General features: G+C 72.5%; 15 protein-coding genes. 8 read left to right on the top strand and 7 right to left on the bottom strand.

Features of this window, described 5'->3' with window-relative positions:
• Positions 1–42: 42 nt before the first annotated feature.
• The 6 genes from AB0I68_RS26920 to iolD all read left to right on the top strand — a co-directional run bounded on the left by AB0I68_RS26920 (position 43) and on the right by iolD (position 6,916).
• Positions 43–1,080 carry a Gfo/Idh/MocA family oxidoreductase gene (locus AB0I68_RS26920; protein WP_363179941.1) on the top strand — a complete coding sequence of 346 codons (1,038 nt, stop codon included), beginning with the start codon at positions 43–45 and terminating at the stop codon, positions 1,078–1,080.
• Positions 1,077–1,991: a TIM barrel protein gene (locus tag AB0I68_RS26915; protein ID WP_363179940.1), complete on the top strand. Its 915-nt coding sequence runs from the start codon at positions 1,077–1,079 to the stop codon at positions 1,989–1,991. The genes AB0I68_RS26920 and AB0I68_RS26915 overlap by 4 nt, the downstream gene beginning before the upstream one ends.
• Positions 1,988–3,070, top strand: a complete 1,083-nt coding sequence (gene iolC, locus AB0I68_RS26910) for a 5-dehydro-2-deoxygluconokinase (protein ID WP_363179939.1) — start codon at positions 1,988–1,990, stop codon at positions 3,068–3,070. Before AB0I68_RS26915 ends, iolC begins: the two co-directional genes overlap by 4 nt.
• Positions 3,067–3,999, top strand: coding sequence for a deoxyribose-phosphate aldolase (locus AB0I68_RS26905; protein WP_363179938.1), 933 nt, complete (start codon positions 3,067–3,069; stop codon positions 3,997–3,999). Before iolC ends, AB0I68_RS26905 begins: the two co-directional genes overlap by 4 nt.
• A 104-nt stretch (positions 4,000–4,103) precedes the next feature.
• The gene (gene iolB, locus AB0I68_RS26900) at positions 4,104–4,988 is read left to right on the top strand and encodes a 5-deoxy-glucuronate isomerase (RefSeq protein WP_363179973.1); all 885 of its coding nucleotides are present in this window, start codon (positions 4,104–4,106) and stop codon (positions 4,986–4,988) included.
• Positions 4,988–6,916, top strand: coding sequence for a 3D-(3,5/4)-trihydroxycyclohexane-1,2-dione acylhydrolase (decyclizing) (gene iolD, locus AB0I68_RS26895; RefSeq protein WP_363179937.1), 1,929 nt, complete (start codon positions 4,988–4,990; stop codon positions 6,914–6,916). Before iolB ends, iolD begins: the two co-directional genes overlap by 1 nt.
• A 172-nt stretch (positions 6,917–7,088) precedes the next feature.
• Here iolD and AB0I68_RS26890 read toward each other — a convergent pair whose 3' ends face one another.
• The 6 genes from AB0I68_RS26890 to AB0I68_RS26865 form a co-directional block, all read right to left on the bottom strand.
• Entirely contained in the window at positions 7,089–8,306 is a 1,218-nt protein-coding gene (locus AB0I68_RS26890; RefSeq protein ID WP_363179936.1) for a cytochrome P450, read from the bottom strand.
• A complete protein-coding gene (locus tag AB0I68_RS26885) occupies positions 8,303–9,010 on the bottom strand; it encodes a tRNA-dependent cyclodipeptide synthase (RefSeq protein ID WP_363179935.1) in 708 nt (235 codons plus the stop codon). Before AB0I68_RS26885 ends, AB0I68_RS26890 begins: the two co-directional genes overlap by 4 nt.
• Before the next feature lie 168 nt (positions 9,011–9,178).
• Positions 9,179–9,733 carry a hypothetical protein gene (locus AB0I68_RS26880; RefSeq protein ID WP_363179934.1) on the bottom strand — a complete coding sequence of 185 codons (555 nt, stop codon included), beginning with the start codon at positions 9,731–9,733 and terminating at the stop codon, positions 9,179–9,181.
• 36 nt (positions 9,734–9,769) lie between these two features.
• Positions 9,770–14,050 (bottom strand): trypsin-like peptidase domain-containing protein, encoded by a 4,281-nt coding sequence (locus AB0I68_RS26875; RefSeq protein ID WP_363179933.1) that lies wholly within the window; start codon positions 14,048–14,050, stop codon positions 9,770–9,772.
• Positions 14,047–14,373: a CU044_2847 family protein gene (locus AB0I68_RS26870; protein ID WP_363179932.1), complete on the bottom strand. Its 327-nt coding sequence runs from the start codon at positions 14,371–14,373 to the stop codon at positions 14,047–14,049. Before AB0I68_RS26870 ends, AB0I68_RS26875 begins: the two co-directional genes overlap by 4 nt.
• Positions 14,374–14,450: 77 nt before the next feature.
• On the bottom strand, positions 14,451–15,725 hold the full coding sequence (locus AB0I68_RS26865; protein ID WP_363179931.1) for an AfsR/SARP family transcriptional regulator: 1,275 nt from the start codon (positions 15,723–15,725) through the stop codon (positions 14,451–14,453).
• 266 nt (positions 15,726–15,991) lie between these two features.
• Between AB0I68_RS26865 and AB0I68_RS26860 the strand changes: the two genes are divergently transcribed.
• The gene (locus AB0I68_RS26860) at positions 15,992–16,342 is read left to right on the top strand and encodes a hypothetical protein (protein WP_363179930.1); all 351 of its coding nucleotides are present in this window, start codon (positions 15,992–15,994) and stop codon (positions 16,340–16,342) included.
• 34 nt (positions 16,343–16,376) lie between these two features.
• On the opposite strand, the gene AB0I68_RS26855 is transcribed toward AB0I68_RS26860, so the two are convergent.
• A complete protein-coding gene (locus tag AB0I68_RS26855) occupies positions 16,377–17,063 on the bottom strand; it encodes a TetR/AcrR family transcriptional regulator (RefSeq protein ID WP_363179929.1) in 687 nt (228 codons plus the stop codon).
• Positions 17,064–17,241: 178 nt separating this feature from the next.
• On the opposite strand from AB0I68_RS26855, the gene AB0I68_RS26850 reads away from it, so the two are divergent.
• The gene (locus AB0I68_RS26850; RefSeq protein ID WP_363179972.1) at positions 17,242–18,273 is read left to right on the top strand and encodes a medium chain dehydrogenase/reductase family protein; all 1,032 of its coding nucleotides are present in this window, start codon (positions 17,242–17,244) and stop codon (positions 18,271–18,273) included.
• Positions 18,274–18,348 lie beyond the last annotated feature (75 nt).

Genomic DNA, 18,348 nt, shown 5'->3' with positions numbered 1-18,348 from the left:
GCTCCCCCTCCCCTGATGTCCGCTTCATCGAAAGGCGACACCATGCGCGTCGGTCTTCTGGGAACGGGCCGTATCGGCTCCTTCCACGCCAGAACACTGGCCACCCATCCCGCGGTCACCGAGCTCCTCGTGGCCGACACCGATCCCGCCCGCGCACGCGACGTGGCGGACGCCCTCACGGACGCCCAGGCATCCGTCACCGCTCTCGGCTCGGTCGAGGCCGTGCTCCAGGCGGGTGTCGACGCCGTGGTCATCGCAACCGCCACGGACGCCCATTCGGATCTGATCATCCGCGCTGCCCGGGCCGGGCTCCCCGCCTACTGCGAGAAGCCGATCGCCACCGACGTCCCGGGCACCCTCGCGGCCCTGCGCGAGGTGGAACGCTGCGGCACCGCCCTCCAGCTCGGCTTCCAGCGGCGCTTCGACGCCGGGTACGGTGCGGTCCGCGAGGCGGTCCGCACGGGCGGGCTCGGCTTCGTGCACACCATCCGGGCCGTCACCGCCGACCCGGCTCCGCCCCCGGCCTCCTACGTCCCCACCTCCGGCGGCCTCTTCCGCGACTGCGCCGTCCACGACTTCGACATCCTCCGCTGGATCACCGGACGAGAGGTCGTGAGCGTCTTCGCCACCGGCTCCAACCTCGGCGAGCCCTTCTTCTCCGAGGCCGGTGACGTCGACACGGCGGCCGCGCTCCTGACCCTCGACGACGGGACCTTGGTCAGCTGCAACGCCACGCGCTACAACGGCGCGGGGTACGACGTGCGCATGGAGGTCGTCGGCAGCCGGGGCACCCTCGTCGCCGGCCTCGACGCCCGGGCGCCGCTGACCTCGGCCGAGCCCGACGGGCCCAAGGCCCCCACCGACCCCTGGCCGGACTTCCTCGCCCGCTTCCACGACGCCTACGTCGCCGAACTGGACGCCTTCCTCGATGTCGCGCGGGGCCTGCGCCCCAGCCCGTGCAGCGGGAACGACGCCCTCGAAGCGCTGCTCGTCGCCGAGGCCTGCGAACTCTCCCGCCGGCTCGGCAGCCCGGTCCGCGTCGACAGCGTCCGCGCCGAAGCCGAAGGGGACGCCCGATGAGCACGACGGACACCCGGCCCCTGGCCGACCGGATCGCGGCGGCCCCGATCTCCTGGGGCGTGTGCGAGGTCCCCGGCTGGGGCCACCAGATGCCGCCCGCCAGGGTCCTGGGCGAGATGCGGGAACTGGGGCTCAGGGCCACCGAGTTCGGGCCCGACGGATTCCTCCCGGCCGGCCCCGACGAGCGCCTCGCCGTGCTCGGCGCGCACGGGATGCGCGCGGTGGGCGGCTTCGTCCCCGCCGTACTGCACGATCCGGAGGTCGATCCGCTTCCCGCGGTCCGCGCGGCCCTCTCCACCTTCGCCGCCTGCTCCGCGGACACCCTCGTGCTCGCCGCGGCCACCGGCCGGGACGGGTACGACAGCCGCCCGGGCCTCGGCGCCGACGGCTGGCGCACCCTGCTCACCCGCCTCGACACCATCACCGCGGTCGCCCGCGAGCACGGCATCACCGCCGCCCTCCACCCCCACGTGGGCACGATGGTCGAGCGGGCGGACGAGGTCCTGCGGGTGCTCGACGGCAGCGACGTCCCGCTCTGCCTGGACACCGGCCACCTCCTCGTCGGCGGCACGGACCCGCTCGCGCTGGCCCACCGGGCCACCGACCGGATCGCCCACGTCCACCTCAAGGACGTCGACGCCTCGGCGGCCGAGCAGGTCCGCGACGGCCGGCTCGGCTACACCTGCGCCGTCGCGGCGGGCATGTACCGACCGCTCGGCCAGGGCGACGCGCGGATCGCGGAACTGGTCGGGGTGCTGGAGAGCAGCGGGTACGACGGCTGGTACGTCATGGAGCAGGACGCCGTCCTCACCGCCGAGCCCGCGCCCGGCGAGGGACCCGTCCGCGACGTCACGGCCGGGCTGCGGCTCCTCGCCGGCCTGGGCGCCGGCCAGTGGGCGGTCGGCCGATGAGCGGCGCGGGCACCGCCGGGGGCGCGGGCCGGACCCCGTCGACCCCGTCGTACGACCTGGTCGCCCTGGGGCGCGTAGGGGTCGACCTCTACCCGCAGCAGACCGGCGTTGCCCTGGCCGATGTGCGGACCTTCGCCAAATCACTCGGCGGCACCGCCACCAACGTCGCCGTGGCCGCCACCCGGCACGGACTGCGTACCGCGGTCGTCACGGGCGTGGGAGACGACCCGTTCGGACCCTATGTACGGCGGGCCCTGCGCGAGTTCGGCGTGGACGACCGCCAGGTGGTCACGATCCCCGGCACGCAGACCCCGGTGGTCTTCTGCGAGATACACCCGCCGGACGACTTCCCGCTCGTCTTCTACCGCCGGCCGGTCGCCCCCGACCAGTGCATCTCCCCGGACGACGTGGACCTCGACGTCCTGCGCACCGCGGCGATCGTCTGGATCACCGGCGGTGGGCTGGCCGTCGACCCTTCGCGGGCCACCACCCTGCTCGCGGCGGCCCAGCGCGCGCCCGGGGCCGACGTGGTGTTCGACCTCGACTGGCGCCCGTCCTTCTGGGGCGACCCGTCCGAGGCCCGCGCCTGGTACGCCCGGGCGCTGGAGCTCGCGACCGTCGCCGTCGGCAACCGCGACGAGACCGAGGTCGCCGTCGGCACCCGGGACCCGGACCGGGCCGCCGACCTGCTGCTCGAGCGGGGCGTACGGCTCGCCGTCGTCAAGCAGGGGCCGGCGGGCGTGCTGGCCCGTACCGCCACCGAGGAGGTCCGGGTCTCCCCCCTGGCGGTCAAGGTCGTCAACGGACTGGGCGCCGGTGACGCGTTCGGCGGCGCGCTGGCCGCCGGGCTGCGCCGGGGCCGGCCGCTGCGGGAGGTCATCGAGACCGCCAACGCCGCCGGCGCCCTCGTCGCCGGACGTCTCGCGTGCGCCGACGACATGCCCGAACCCCACGAGATCCAGGCGCTGCTCGCCCGCAACTGGCGGCGGCGCCCGGACGATCCGGTCCTGCCGGTCCCCCCGGCCGCGTACCGGCTCAGGGACTCCCGTACCGAAGGCCACCGAGAGATGATCGTATGACCGAGATGTCCGTGGCGGCCGCGCCGACCACATCCTCCCCGCCCCTCCTGCGGCGGCCGTTCGATCTCCGCTCCCTCACCGAGCTGCGGGCCTGCGATCCCGAGGGCGTCCGACGGCTGGTCCGGCAGCGCCCGCGGTTCGCCCGGGAACGGCTGGCCCGCCCGATGTTCGTCCTGGCCGCCGACCATCCCGCGCGCGGTGCCGTGGCCGCGGGCGGCGACCCCGCCGCCATGGGCGACCGGCACGAACTGCTGGCGCGCTGCGCCGAGGCACTCGCCCGGCCCGGCGTGGACGGATTCCTCGGAACCGCCGACCTGGTCGAGGACCTGACCCTGCTCGGGGCCCTCGACGGCAAGCTGGTGCTCGGCTCGATGAACCGCGGCGGCCTGAGCGGGGCCACCTTCGAGATGGACGACCGGTTCACCGGGTACGACGCCGCCGGCATCGCCGATTCCGGTCTCGACGGCGGGAAGATGCTGCTGCGCATCGATCCGCACGACTCACGCACCATCCGGACCCTGGAGAGCGCCGCACGGGCGGTGGACGCTCTGAACGAGCGATCGCTCATGGCGATGATCGAACCGTTCAGCTCCCGCCGCCAGCGGGGCAGGATCGTCAATCTGCTGACCGCGGACGAGCAGATGTGGGCGAACAACATCGCTCAGGGCCTGGGCCGTACGACCGCCCACACCTGGCTGAAGCTCCCGATCGTCGCGGACATGGAGCGGATGATGTCCTCGACGACGCTGCCGACGATGCTGCTGGGCGGCGAGGGCGGCCCGGACCGCGACGCCATGTACGAGTCCTGGCGGCAGGCCCTGCGCATCCCTCAGGTACGCGGGCTCATGATCGGGCGCACCGTGCTGTATCCGCCGGACGGGGACGTCTCCCGGGCCGTCGACACGGCCGTCGGCCTGCTGGACCGCTGACCCGCCCCCCTTTCGTCCAGCCCCCGCACCTGGAGCACCACGTGACGCACCCACACCACCACCCGTCGGTCACCGGGCCGGCCGCGGCCGGCCGGGGCACCGGCCTGCACCTGCCTGACGGCGCCGCTGCGCGGGACGGCTACCGCTGCCGGATCGATCCGGAGTCCGCGGGCTGGACCCACACGTCCCTGCGCATCCTCGACCTGGCACCGGGCGGCTCCCACACCCTCGAAACCGGCGACAGCGAGTGGATCCTGCTGCCGCTGTCCGGCGCGGCCGACGTCGTGTGCGACGGGGCGCGGCTGCGGCTCCACGGACGCCCGGACGTGTTCGGAGCCGTCAGCGATTTCGCCTACCTGCCGAGGGACGCGACCGCGCGCGTCGACTCGGCGGAAGGAGGGCGTTTCGCACTGTGCGGGGCCCGCTGCACCGCGAAGCTGCCGTTCCGCTACGGACCGGCGTCCGGGGTACCGGTCGAGATCCGCGGGGCGGGCCGGGCCGCCCGCCAGGTCAACAACTTCGCCTCCGCCGAGGCCTTCGAGGCCGACCGGCTGATCGCGGTCGAGGTCCTGACCCCTGCCGGGAACTGGTCCTCGTACCCGCCGCACAAGCACGACGAGGACCGGCCGGGGGTGGAGTGCCGGCTGGAGGAGGTCTACTGGTTCACCATCGGCGAGGGGCCGCACGGGAGCGACGGCGTGGGCTACCACCGGGTGTACCCCTCGGGTCCGGGCGGTCCCACGGACGTCCTGGCCGAGGTACGGACGGGTGACGCCGTCCTGGTCCCCGACGGCTGGCACGGCCCCTCCATGGCCGCCCCCGGCTACCCCATGTACTACCTCAACGTGATGGCCGGCCCGGGCACCGAACGGCGCTGGCTGATCTGCGACGACCCCGCGCACGCCTGGGTCCGCGGGACCTGGCCGGACGAGCCCGCAGACTCCCGGCTGCCCTTCTGCACCGCCCCGTCCCCGGAAGGCACCGACTGATGCTGACCCCTCCCGGCACCACCCCCGCTCCCGTCTCCCCCGCGGGCACCGTCCGGCTGACCACCGCCCAGGCGCTCGTACGCTTCCTCTCCCGCCAGTACACGGAGCGCGACGGCCGCCGGCAGCGCCTGATCACGGCCTGCTGGGGCATCTTCGGCCACGGGAACGTGGCCGGCCTCGGCCAGGCACTGGTCGAGGCCGCGGAACAGGACCCGGCCCGCCTCCCCTTCCTCCAGGGCCGCAACGAACAGTCCATGGTCCACGCCGCCGTCGGGTACGCCCGCCAGAGCGGACGCCTCAGCACGCACGCGGTGACCACCTCGATCGGCCCCGGTGCGACCAACCTCGTCACGGGAGCCGCCCTCGCCACGATCAACCGGATCCCGGTGCTGCTCCTGCCCGGTGACGTCTTCGCGGGCCGCCCGGCCGACCCCGTGCTGCAACAGCTCGAGACCCCGTGGGCGGGCGACGTGAGCGTGAACGACACGCTCCGGCCGGTCTCCCGGTTCTTCGACCGCGTCTGGCGGCCGGAGATGCTGATCACGGCGGCGCTCCAGGCGATGCGGGTGCTCACCGATCCCGTGGACACCGGCGCCGTCACCCTGGCCCTCCCCCAGGACGTCCAGGCGCAGGCCCACGACTGGCCGCAGGAGTTCTTCGCCGACCGGGTCTGGCACATCCGCCGCCCGCAGCCCGACCTCGCCGAACTCGAGCGCGCCGTACGGCTTGTCCGCGCCGCCGAGCGCCCGCTCCTCGTGGCCGGCGGAGGCGTCCACCACAGCGCCGCCGAAGAGGCGCTGCGCGCGCTGGCGGACGCCACCGGAATCCCGGTCGCCGAGACCCAGGCCGGCCGGGGCGCGCTGGACTGGGACCACCCGTCCGCCCTCGGCGGCCTCGGGCACACCGGGACGGCGGTGGCCAACGCGGTGGCGCGACGGGCCGACCTGGTGATCGGGGTCGGCACCCGGTGGAGCGACTTCACCACTGCCTCCGCGACGCTCTTCGCCGAGCCCGGCGTCCGGTTCGTCAACGTCAACGTCGCCGCCTCGGACGGGCACAAGCTCGCCGGGCAGCCGCTGGTCGCCGATGCCCGCGTCGCCTTGGAGGCACTGACCGCGCGCCTGGGCACGTACCGGGTCCCGGAGAGCCATCGCGCGCAGTACGCCGACGGGGTGGCGCGCTGGCAGCGGGCCGTCGACGCCGCCGTCGCGGCCCCCGACGGCACCCGCCCTCCCACGCAGGCCCAGCTGCTCGGCATCCTGGGCGAGCTCCTGGAGCCGACCGATGTCGTCGTCAACGCGGCCGGATCGATGCCGGGCGACCTCCACAGGCTGTGGCGTCCGCGCGAGCGCCGCCAGTACCACGTCGAGTACGGCTATTCGTGCATGGGCTACGAGATCCCGGCCGCGCTCGGTGTCCGCCTCGCCGCGCCGGAGCGCGAGGTGTTCGCGCTGGTGGGCGACGGCACGTACCTGATGATGCCGACGGAACTGGTGACGGCCGTCCAGGAAGGCATCAAAATCATCCCGGTGCTGGTGCAGAACCACGGCTACGCGTCCATCGGAGCCCTGTCCGAGAGCGTGGGCGCCGAACGCTTCGGCACCGACTACCGTTTCCGCACGGCCGACGGCCGCTACGCGGGCACTCCGCTGCCGGTCGATCTCGCCGCCAACATGGAGAGCCTGGGCGTGGACGTGCTGCGCGCGCACACGGTGGCGGAGTTCCGGCAGGCGGTGCTCGACGCCAGGAAGGCGGAGCGGCCCACGGCCCTCTACGTCGAGACGGCGCCCCCGGCGGCGGACCTGCCGGCCCTCGCGTCCCACGCCTGGTGGGAGGTCGCGGTGGCGGAGGTCTCCGCGACCCCTGCTGCCCGCGGAGCCCGGGAACGCTACGAGACCGAGAGGCGCGCCCAGCGCCGGCACCTGTGACCGGCAGGGACCGTCCTGGTGGCGGTAGCACCCGCATCCTGCCGGTCCTGGTGCTCCCTGTCGCCGCAATTGCGCCCCGCTGCGCGCGGGAACCGGCAGCCGAGCATCTCGGCTGCCGGTATCCGGCCGGCTGGGACGGAGCGGCGCGGTTCCGGAGGAACCTAGGCCGACATCACCAGAGCACGGGCATCCGCTCCGGGATGCGCTTCATGAACCCGGTGCGCCATACGAGTTGCTCGATCGGCACGGCGAGGTCGAGGCCGGGCAGCCGGTCGAGGAGCACCTCGATGGCGATCTGTGCGTGCCGCTTGCCGAGGGCGGTGGCGGGGCAGTAGTGGCCGCCGCCGCCGAACGACAGGTGCGCATTCGGGTTCGGCCGGTCGAGGCGTACGGTGTGCGGGTCCTCGAACTCGGCGGGGTCGTGGTTGGCGGCCTCGACCAGGACGAGGACCAGTTCCCCCTTCTGCACGGTGACGTCACCGAGCTGCATGGTCTCGGTGGCGATCCGGGGCAGGCCGTCGGCGATCGACAGGTTGATGCGCAGCAACTCGTCCACGGCGGCGGGGATGAGGGCCGGGTCGGCGATCAACCGGGCCTTGAGTTCGGGGTGCTGGATCAGGGAGACGAGCGCCATGGTGAGGAACCCCATGACGCTGATGACGCCGGCGCCGAACATCGTGACGCCGACGGTGGCGAGCATCTCGTCCGTCAGGTGCGCGTAGTCGGGGTCCTTGCGCAGGGCGGCGAGTTCGGCCATGAGGCCGGTCGTTGCCGGGTCGTTGAGGCGGTCGATCATGTGGCCCATGTCGCGGTCCCAGTTGATGCCCGCCGCGGGGATGGCGCGGGGGCTGTTCATGAACGCGACGTGCAGCGACCGGTAGAGACCGGGCCCGTCGGTCTGGGGGATGCCCAGGATGTGGCAGTGCAGCCCGGTGGAGTAGGGGACGGTGAAGTCGCGGCGCAGGTCTGCCGGAACTCCTGCGGTGACGAGCTGGTCGACGAGTTCGTTCGCGTGGCCGGTCAGCCAGTCCTCCAGCCCGGGGGCCTTCGGGTTGAGGGCCTTCATCACGGCCTTGCGCAGCCCGGCCCCCGTGATGTTCCCCATGTTGTTGACCACCTCCGGGGGGATGGTCAACGCGTACTGGCGGGGCGCGCCCGGGGCGGAGGTGTCCTTGAGGGAGAACCGTGGGTCGTCGAGCACCTGCCTGCACAGGGGGTACGAGGACACCAGCCAGGCCTCTGCTCCGGCTATGGTGCGGACCTTCTTGACCGGCTCGTTGGTGAGGAGGTGCGCGATCTCGTCGGGCAGTCGTGTGCCGTTGGCGTCGAACGGGAACCGGGTGAGCTCGTCGGCCGGGGCCGCCGTGGCGGGGTCGAGGGTGGTGGTCATGCGGAGCGGTCCTGTTCTTCGGCGGGGGTGATGACGGCGTGGCCCTGATTGCGTGAGGCGCGCAGGCCCCAGCCTCGTGCGTACAGCAGCTCGGCGAGCGGCAACGCCTGGTGGTAGCAGTTGAGCGAAGACGCGACGCCGAGGATGGCCGGGGTGTCGAGGAACAGCGGTACCTCGGCGCACACGTACTTGATGCACACCTCGCGCTGCAGCTCGGTGGGCGGCCGGCCGTTCAGCTTGTCGGCGAGGAACCGGGCCGCGAGTTGGTCGCACACCTCGCGGAACTCGGGATCGTCGGTCATCAGGATGTCGAGACGCGAGCGGATGCGCTGGTAGGCGGGGAGCTCCAGGAGCGCGGACATCGGGCGGCCGCGCAGCCGCTCGCCCTCGGGGTCGAGGGCGGCGACGGCGGCGGTGACCTTGGCGCGTACACCGCGGAGGTTCTTCACCGCCTTGCGCTGTGCTTCGACCTCGGGGTAGCCGAGGGCCACGAACATCTCGGCCACGTGCATGTCCGTCCAGATGAGATCGACCTGCCGGAAGTGGTCGAGTCCCCAGCGGGCGAGATCAAGGACGCGGTCGTGGGTGAAGTAGGAGTTCCCCGAGGAGATGCCGATGACGGCATGGTCGCCCTCGTCGTGGATGACCTGGCAGTGAGGTGTATAGGGACGGACGGCGAAGATGCCTTGAATGGCAGTCGTCAACGTGAGTAATTCCCCTGCGCCGCTAGTCCCGGCAGGGCCGTGTGCCCTGGGTGTGGCGGCGCTGGGACGACGCTAACCGAGAACACGTCAGATGATCTAGAGCTACCGGCCGGTCACTCTACGGATTTCGTCGTGGCCGTAGAGCGGGCCCGGCCTTGGCGGCAGCTCTCAGCACACGTGCTGAGGGGTGTTCGGGCTGCAGTAGACGGCGCCGGCGACGGAGATGCTGTCGGCGGCGGGATTCAGCGTCACTGTGACCGAGCCGGTGGGAAGCCATTGCGCGCCGTTGCTCTCGGTCACCTCACCGGTGGCCGTGGTTCCGTCGACACCGGTGAGTCGGCCGGAGGCGTGATAGCCGTCGGTGATGCTGCCGTTGGACACCGAGTCGCAGGGTGCCGGGGCCGCATCGCATGTGCGGTAGACCCGCGCGCCCACCTCGAACGAGCCGTCCTGACTGATCTCGATCCACCTGCCGTGGGCGGTCCGGTGCCCGGCGAACAGAGAGAAGTCGGCCGGCTTCGGGCGGGGCGATGCGCTCTTGGACGGGTTGGCCGGAGCGGGGCTGGCGGTGGGCGCGGGCTCTTTCGGCGGGTGACTGCCGGAGCACGCGGTGGCCAGGACGGACGCTGCCGCCGCCGCCAGGGTCAGGGCAGCCAGGCGGTGAAGCCGTGGACGTCGGGGGCGTCGGGTCGGGTCGCAGGTGGAGAGCAGCGGCGAAGGCATCAGGACTCCTTTGCGGTGGGAGGGCGTCGGAAGGTGTCATTCCTCGGGCCCGCAGGGGGCTGTGTAGCTGACCTCGGGTAGGTACTGGTGCCATTGGGACGTGCTGAGCGGGGCTCCGACGGTCGAGCACAGGCGCCGGGCCAGTGCCTCGGGGTCGGTGTCGCGGAGGACGACCGTCCCCGGGGAGCCCGCGCTGAGGACGAGCCGTCCTCCGCCTGCCCGTGGGGCGGTGAGTTCGACGTTGTTGTAGAGGTCGTCCACGAGCGGGGGGAAGTCGCCGGTCACGGTGGCGTGCTCGGGGGTGGACACGTCCCACAGGTGAACTCCGCCGTGGTCGTCGATGCCCGCCAGGGCCGTGCCGTCCGGGCCGAACCGGAGGGCTCGGAGCGGGCCGGTGATGCCGGATGCGGTGCCCAGCGGCTTCGGGGCGCTGAGCTGTCCGATGTCCCACAGGGTGAGCGTGCCGTCGGAACGGGCGGCGGCGAGGACCGGCTGCCGGGGTGACAGTGCGGTCGCGGTCACCTTGCCGAGCCGGGCCATCAGCGCTGTGGCCGGAGCCGGGTGGGTCGGGTCGCTCAGGTCCCAGAGCCGGCTGCCGAAGCCGATGTTGTCAGTGGGGGCGCCTTCGCTGAGGGAGAGCACGGTGTTGCGCGGATCGAAGCTCGTCATCGGGGTCCCGCGGCCGCTGCTGGGGAGGGTGGCCTGCAGGGACGGGTGGGCCGGGTCCGCGACGTCGAGGACGCTGAGTTCGCTGGTGAGGAGGGTGACCGCGAGCCGTCGTCCGTCCGCGCTGAAGGCCAGCGTGACCGGATCGGCCGGGCGGGCCTGCCCGAGGTGCGCCGAACCGAGCTCGACGGGCTGCCGGAGATCGGTGAGATCCCAGAGCGACACACGGCCGGCCGTGCCGACGGCGAGCACGTGTCCGTGAAGGGCCACGCGGTCTCCGACCCCCGTCAGACGGGCTGTCAGCCGTGGTTCCCGGGGATCGCCGAGGTCCCACAGGTCAACCCCGTCGTACGCGCCGGTGGCCAGGAGACGGCCCTCCGGGGTCATCGCGATATTCGGAGTCACACCGGACTGTGACCATGCGGGTTGGGTCACCGTGGCCAGGGCCGACCGGACCGGGCCGCCGCCGACGTCCCAGAGTTCGACCTCGTCGGCGGGCGCCACGATGCGGTGGTTCGCCCGGCCCAGGGTGGCCAGGGTCCGCCCGTCGGCGGTGAAGGCCAGTGCGGCGCTGCCGCCGGCCAGAGGGGGCAGTTCCTTCGGCCGTGCCGGAGTGGAGACGTCCCAGAGGGCGACGCCGCCGAATTCGGGCGCCATCCCGGCGGCCGCGAGCGTCCGCCCGTTCGGACCGAATGCCAGGGCCGCGGGCGACATTTGTGGTGTGTCGAGCACCGCCGGCGAGTGCGGATCACGCGCGTCGGTGAGGTCCCAGAGGCGTACGGCGCCGTCGTCGCCGGCGGCTGCGAGGGTGCGACCGGCCGGGGCGAAGGCGACCGCGCGCGCTGCCTTCGGAAGTTCCGTCTTCGACAGGACATCCGGGTGTTCGGGGTCGGACACGTCCCACAGCCGCACGCTGTGGTCCAGGCCCGCGCTGGCGACCGTACGCCCGTCCGGGCTCACGGCCACACCCGCGACCTGACCCGTGTTGCCTTCGAGCAGTGGAAGGGGCCGAGGATGACCGGGGTCGGTGAGCTGCCAGGCCCGCACGTTCTTGTCCCAGCCCGCACTGGCCAGAATGTGACCGTCCCGAGCGAAGGCCAGGCCCCGGACCGGACCCTGCGCACCGGGCAGCTCGGCCAGTCGCCGCGGCTGGGCGGGGTGTGCCGTGTCCCAGAGCTGTACCGTCCCGTTGCCGGACCCGACTGCCAGCAGGGCCCCGTCCGCGGTGAGCGCGACGGCGGTGCCTGTGCCGTCCGTGTTCAGGCCGGCTCGGCTGGTGTGGTCGCTCAGGCTCCACAGGCGCGTCGTCTTTCCCGCCGCGATGGCGAGGAGCCCGCCTCCGGAACTCAGTGCGGTGACGTCGGGCGCGGCGATGGTCCCGGGCAGGGGCAGGGCTGCCGAAAGGGCGTTGTAGGTGTCCCTGGTCGGCGCGAGGCGGTGGGCGACGATGCGCAGTTGCTTGGCCGTGTCCGGCTGGGAGGCCTCCAGTGCGGCGGCCTCCGTGACGAGCCGGCGCGAGAGGCCGGCCCGTTGCCGGGCGCTGCTGTTCTGATGCTGCTGGACCGCGACCACGGCTGCGAGCGAGGCGACGACCAGCGCCAGGCAGAGGGCCGTGTAGCGGATGCCGCGCCGGCGTCGCAGGCGCGCCCGCAGAAGGTGGCTGTGCCGGACGAATTCCGCTTCCTCGGCGGAGATTTCGGCCGGTCGGGCGCCGAGCCATCGTCGTGCTTCGTCGATCCGATGCCGGTCAAGGGTGAGCTCAGGTGGTCGGCCCTGTTCCTGCCAGGCCCGCACGGTGCGCCGCAGTTCCTCCTGCCACGTACGGAAGTCACGGTTCTGCTCGATCCAGCGCTGCAGTCGCGGCCAGCTCTCCACCAGTGCCTGGTGGGCGAGTTCGGCCGTGTCCAGCCCCGTAGGGCGGCGGGTCACGACGACCAGTCGGGTGCTGGCCAGTCGGTGGATCAACGACCAGTCGTGCTCGGAGAACTGTGTGCGGTCGGCAACCCTGCGGGTGTCGGGGCCGCGTTCCCCGGCGTCCAGCCGCTCGGCGGGGCGGACCAGCTGGATGAAGATCCGCTCCAGTGCTTCGTGCTCGGAAGCGTCCGCCCACCCCCACAGGCTGCGTTCCGCGTTGCCGACCAGTGCTCCGTCGATCCCGCCGAGCTCCTGGTAGGCGGTGGCGGTGAGGAAGCCGCGCTCCTGTCGCGCCCACAGCTTGCTCAGGGCGTATTCCAGCATGGGCAGTGCGGCCGCGCCCCGCGGGGTGTCGTGCAGCAGTTGCTCGACCAGACCGTCGGCGAAGCGAACGCCTGGGTGCCCCTCCAGCGGGCGGGTGATGGCCTCGCGCAGCTGATCTCGCGTCATCGGTGGCACGACGACGTGGGTCGCCTCCCAGGCGGCTCGCAGGACGGGCAGTTGCTCGATCTGGGGCAGGAAGTCGATCCGGGTGACCACCACCGCCTGGGCCGGGCGGCTGCCGTCGGTCCGGCGCGTGGTCAGGGCGCCCATCATGGCGTCCAGCTTGCGGGCGGTCTCCGGAGCATCCGCGAGCAGGGTTTCGAACTGGTCGACCACCAGCAGAAGCCTGGACCGGCCTTCGTGTCGGGCCAGTGTCTGCTCGAGCGCAGCCCGCAGCCCGTTCTCGTCTCCCACCTGACGGGCCAGGGCAGCCCAGCGGTCGTGCCAGTCGGCCTTCCGCGTGTCCGCGTCGCCCGCGGATGCCAGCGCCCAGGCCAGCAGCTCCTCGGCGGTCAGCCGCAGCCCGGAGGGGAGACGGGCGGTCAGGTGGATGCCGTGGCCGGTCTGTGCCAGCAGCCCGGCGCCGACCAGCGAGGACTTGCCGACGCCGGAGGCACCGAACACCGGCAGTACCGGTACCTGTTGTTCCCCGAGGAGTTCGAGCAGCCGTCGTGTTTCGTTGGCCCGCCCGTGGAACACCGCGCCGTCGTGCTCGGTGAACGGCCACAGCTCGCGAAACGGACTGTCGGCGAGCAGCAGTGAGCGTAACTGCGGCCATTCACGGGCGAGTGACTCCACGGTCAGGGCATAGCCGGTGCGGCGCCGCTGGTCTCCTTCGACAGCGACGACGACACCGATGACGCCCTGGTACTCCTCGTCCCACACGGGCGCCCCGCTGAAGCCGCCGGCCAGCGGAAAGCCCGCCTGCTCGTCGCACGTCAGCTGCCACCAGCCGGTTCCCTCGCGGCCCTCGATGGTGCCGCGGGTCCAGATCCCGGCGTCCTTGCTGCCGTCCGGCCCGGGGTATCTCGGGAACCCGAAGGCCCGCCAGCGGTGCCCGGTGAGGTCGTCTGCCTCCAGGATCCGCATCGGTACGGCGTCCGCCGGCGGCCGGCCGGCCAGCTGGAGCACGGCGACGTCACCGCTGTTGTCGGCGGCCACCGGCACACTGAAGTGCACCGTGGCTGCCGCTGTGGGGTGGCCGGGTAGCAGCGGGAAGTCGAGGGTCACCGGAAAGTGCGCGGGCAGCGGCCGGCGGTCCGGCAGGTCGGCGATGGCCGAGATGACGTGGGCGCACGTCAGCAGGAGCCGGCCGGGGATCAGGAACGCGACGCCGACCGGCCGTCCGTTGTGGAGTACGCGTGCCGTTCCGCGCTCCCAGGCGAGTTGGCCCGGGCTGCCGGGGGAACTCACCCGTCGCTCTCGCGGCGGCTCCATTCCAGCTCCAGTGCAATGTGCGCGTCGCCGGAACCCTTGGCCACGACGAGGCCCGCCTCGGCCGTGACACGGATCCCGAACTCGGCGCGGATGTGGTCGGGGCTCCGGGGCAGCTCCGTCAGCCGCTCCAGCAGGGCCTCGGCGACGTGCCGGACACGGGCCAGGCCCGCTTCGAAGGTGTCGGCCGATGTCTCGATCAGCCCTTCACCACGACTCGCCCGGATGACTCCGGAGCCCTGGCCTTCGGACAGTTCGACGACAAAGGTCTCGCCATTCTCGAAGGGCACACTCAGGTACACGCGACAGCCTCTCTGATGATCCGTCAACTCACATACATCATCGGTAGGTTAATCGGAACCGTGCCGTGCGGGCCAGCTCAGGAGCCGATGAGATCGTCGTACGCGTACGCGGGCACGCCGACCGGTCGGACCTGCTCTGCCGAAGCCGCGTTGTCCAGCACGACGAGCAGACGCCGGCCCGTCGTCAGAGTCCGGTAGACGCGGGCCTGCGCCTCGTCGTTCGAGGGAATCTCCGAGGCCGCGAGCCCGAGACTCCGCAGGAGAAGCTCGAGGGCCTCGTGGGACTGAAGCGGCTGCCGATCGTGATCGAATCCGTGCAGGTTCACGAACACCTGGCCGTCGGGGAAGCGCTCACGCGCCTGGTGCGCCCAATGGACCGCGAGAGCCGTCTTGCCGATCCCCGCGGCGCCGCCGATCGCGGAGACGACCACCGTGCCCGCCGGTCCACCCTGGCCCTGCGTGGGCGGAAGCAGTGCGTGCAGCCGGGTGAGCTCGCCGGTTCGTCCGGCGAATCCCGAGGCGTCGTGCGGCAGTTCGGCCGGCACCGGCGGAGCGCTGCCGCGCGTCGGCCCGGCAGCCCGCTGCGGTCGCATCGCCGCTGCTGCCGCCGGATCGTTGCGGAGAATGAGCTTGTGGAGCGATTGCAGGCGCGGTCCCGGGCTGACCCCCAGATCCCCGGCAAGCCGTCTGCGCATGCCTTCGTAGTGCTGAAGGGCTTCGGCCGGCATCCCACATCGGTACAGCGCCGTCAGCAGCTGCCCGGCCACCCGTTCATCGAGCGGATGGCCACCGGCCGCCTCGCGCAGCCGGGGCAGGATCTCCTCATGGCGCGCTCTGCGTAACTGCACCTCGTGGTATTGCAGCAGTGCCTCGGTGCGTTCACGCTCCAGCCTGACTCTCGTCCCCTCCGCCCACAGACCGGTCAGCCCGGCCAGTGGTTCACCGCGCCACAGCTCCAGGGCGTGCTCCCAGTGCTCGGCGGCCTGTTCACCGTCGTCGGGCTCCGCTGCGCGGGCCTGGCCCACGAGGTCACGAAATTGGTACAGGTCCACTCGCTCGACCGGCGTTCGCAGCAGATAGCCGCCCGAACTGCGGTTGAGATGCACGCCTGCCGAACCTGCTTCAGCCTGACGGAGCACGGCCCGCAGCCGGGTGACATAGCCGTAGAGAACGTTGCGTACCGAAGCAGGCGGGTCCTCGCCCCAGACGCGGTCGATGAGCGTCTCCATCGGCACCACACGGTTGGCCTCCAGGAGGAGCACCGCCCACACACACCGCTGACGAGGCCGGCCGAGGTCGACGTCATGGTCGTCGGCCCGTGCATGTACCGGCCCCAGCAACCGTATCTCCACCGGCTTGTCCTTCCGTCAGCAGGCGACTTCGGGAGGCCGCAAGATCCCCGGCTCCCGGTCGGCCATGTTTGCGGCCCCGCGATCTGCGCGTCCAGGTTTTCTCAACATTCCGGCCTCCTCCCTTTCGGCAGGCTGACGGCATCACTCGGCCCGGCGCCCGCCACACGTCGAGCGCGGGACACACGCTGCCGTCCGCCGGTCCCGGGGGGGGGGGGGGGAACCGGCGGGCGGCGTCCGTCTCCCCACCCCTGCACACCCGCTGGAGCATGCGCCGGCCCATCGCCGACGACTCCGGCATCCGGCATCCGGCATCCGGCATCCGGCCATCCCGTATCACCGACAGCCAGGAGGGTCCTGTGCGCCGCGTCTACCCGCCCACCCACACCCCGCCCGACCCGCAGCCTCCCGCGTTCCGGCCCGCCCGGTCGCCGGCGCCGCGGAACTGGACCGGTCCGGCGCTCATGGTCGTCGCCGTCTCCGCCGGAGCCTGCGGCGTCCTCTGCGCACTTGCCCTGGTCCTCCATGCCGCCGGCGCCGCCGCCGGCGCGATGGCCGCCCTACCCACCGGCGGCATCCTCACCGGCCTGGCCGCGCAGTTCCTGCGCAAGCGGTCCTGACCCCCGGTCGTTCGCCGGAGGACCGGTCCCGCGGTCAGCGGGCGGTCAGGGTGTCCACCTCGGCCTCGAAGAGCAGGCCGGGGTCCAGGCCCATGCCGGTGAAGTGGCCCGCCAGTTCCAGGGACAGCACGCCGTGCAGGCGGCTCCAGAAGGTCAGGGCCAGGCGGAGCGCCGACGGCGGGGCGTCCGGGTGGCTGCCGGCCCATTCCCGGTGGCCGGCCAGGTGATCCTCGAAGGCACGGGCCTCCGGGCCCGGGGCGGGGTCCGGCCCGGCGGCGGGGTCCGGCCCGGCGGCGGTGCAGGCGTCGAGCAGGACGGACATCATCTCCGAGGCGATCGCGGTGACGTCCTGCGGCGCGTGGTAGCCCGGTACGGGGGTGCCGTAGACGAGGAAGTAGCGGTGCGGGTCCTCCAGGGCCCACCGGCGCAGCACCCGTGCCAGTGCGGCGAGGCCGGGTCGGCCCGCTCCCCCGTCGCCGGCGGCGATGAAGGCGTCGGCGAGGCTGCGGTAGGCGTCCCGGATGAGCTCGGTGATCAGCTCGTCGCGGTTGGAAAAGTACCGGTACAGCGCCGGTCCGCTCATGCCCATCTGCTTGGCGATCGCGTTGAGGGAGAGTGCGGAGGCGCCGGAGCCGGCGATCTGCTGCCAGGCCTTTTCCTTGACCTCCTCGCGCACCTGCTGCCGGTACCGCTCGCGGGGGGTCTTCGTGTTCCCGGTCATGTCCGCCATCCCTCGCTCCACCTCTCACCGCTCTCACCATCAGATAGTGAGAGGCTATCACGAACGACAAGACCACTCGCGATCGAACGAACCACTCCCTTGACATCCTCGATACAGCCACTCATTCTGGTTACAGCTTCTAACGAACACGAGAAGCGCAAACCAACCGGAGGTCATGATGAACACCGTCGAGCGGGTCGAGATCGTTCTCCCGGGCAAGGTCGAGCCGGAAGGGCTGGAGCTGCACCGGGGTCCGGTCCCGGTCCCGGCGGCCCGGCAGGTGGTGGTCGCGATGGAGGCGACGGGAGTGTCCTTCGCCGAGCAGCAGATGCGCCGCGGCCGGTACTACGACCAGCCCCCGTTCCCCTTCGTTCCCGGATACGACCTGGTCGGCACGGTGCTGGCCGTGGGCGAAGGCGTCGGCTCCGGCCTGCTCGGCCGGCGGGTGGCCGCCCTGACGAAGACCGGAGGCTGGGCAAGCCACATCGCGCTCGACGCCGCCGACGTGGTGGAGGTACCCGACGGCGTCGGCGCGGTGGACGCGGAGACCGCGGTCGTCAACGGCATCACCGCCTGGCAGATGCTCCACCGCAAGGCCCGGGTGCGCGCCGGCCAGACCGTCCTGGTCCACGGCGCCAACGGCGGCGTCGGCTCGATCCTGGTCCAGCTGGCGCTCGCCGCGGGCGCCCGGGTCATCGGCACCGCCTCCACCCGCCACCACGAGGCACTGCGCGCACTCGGGGTGACCCCCGTCGACTACCGCTCCGGCGACGTCCCCGCACGGGTACGGGCACTCGCGCCCGGCGGCGTGGACGCCGTGTTCGACCACGTCGGCGGCGACGGCGTCGTCGGTTCCTGGCGGCTCCTGGCCCGCGGCGGGACCCTCGTCTCGTACGGCAGCGCCGCCACCCGCGACGACGAGGGCTCCGGCGCCTCGCCGGTGCTCAAACTCCTGGGCCGGGTGTGGCTGTGGAACGTGTTGCCCAACGGACGCCGTGCGTACTTCTTCAACGTGTGGGCGGGTCGCGCCTACGCCAAGAACCGCTTCCGGGCGCGCCTGCGCTCTGACCTCACCCAGGTGTTCACGGCCCTGCAGCGCGGTGAGATCACCGCCAAGGTCGCAGCCGAGATCCCGCTGGCCCGCGCCGCAGAAGCGATGCGCCTTGCGGAGTCCGGCACGGTCGCCGGGAAGGTCGTCCTCGTCCCCTGACCCGACCGCGCGGGGACGGGGTGCACCTCCGCACCGAGGAGTCCCGGGCCGGCGCGCCCGTCAACGCCGGCGCCC

The sequence above is a fragment of the Streptomyces sp. NPDC050448 genome (assembly GCF_040655295.1).
GTDB lineage: Bacteria > Actinomycetota > Actinomycetes > Streptomycetales > Streptomycetaceae > Streptomyces.
This window is presented reverse-complemented; position numbering and strand designations above follow the sequence as displayed.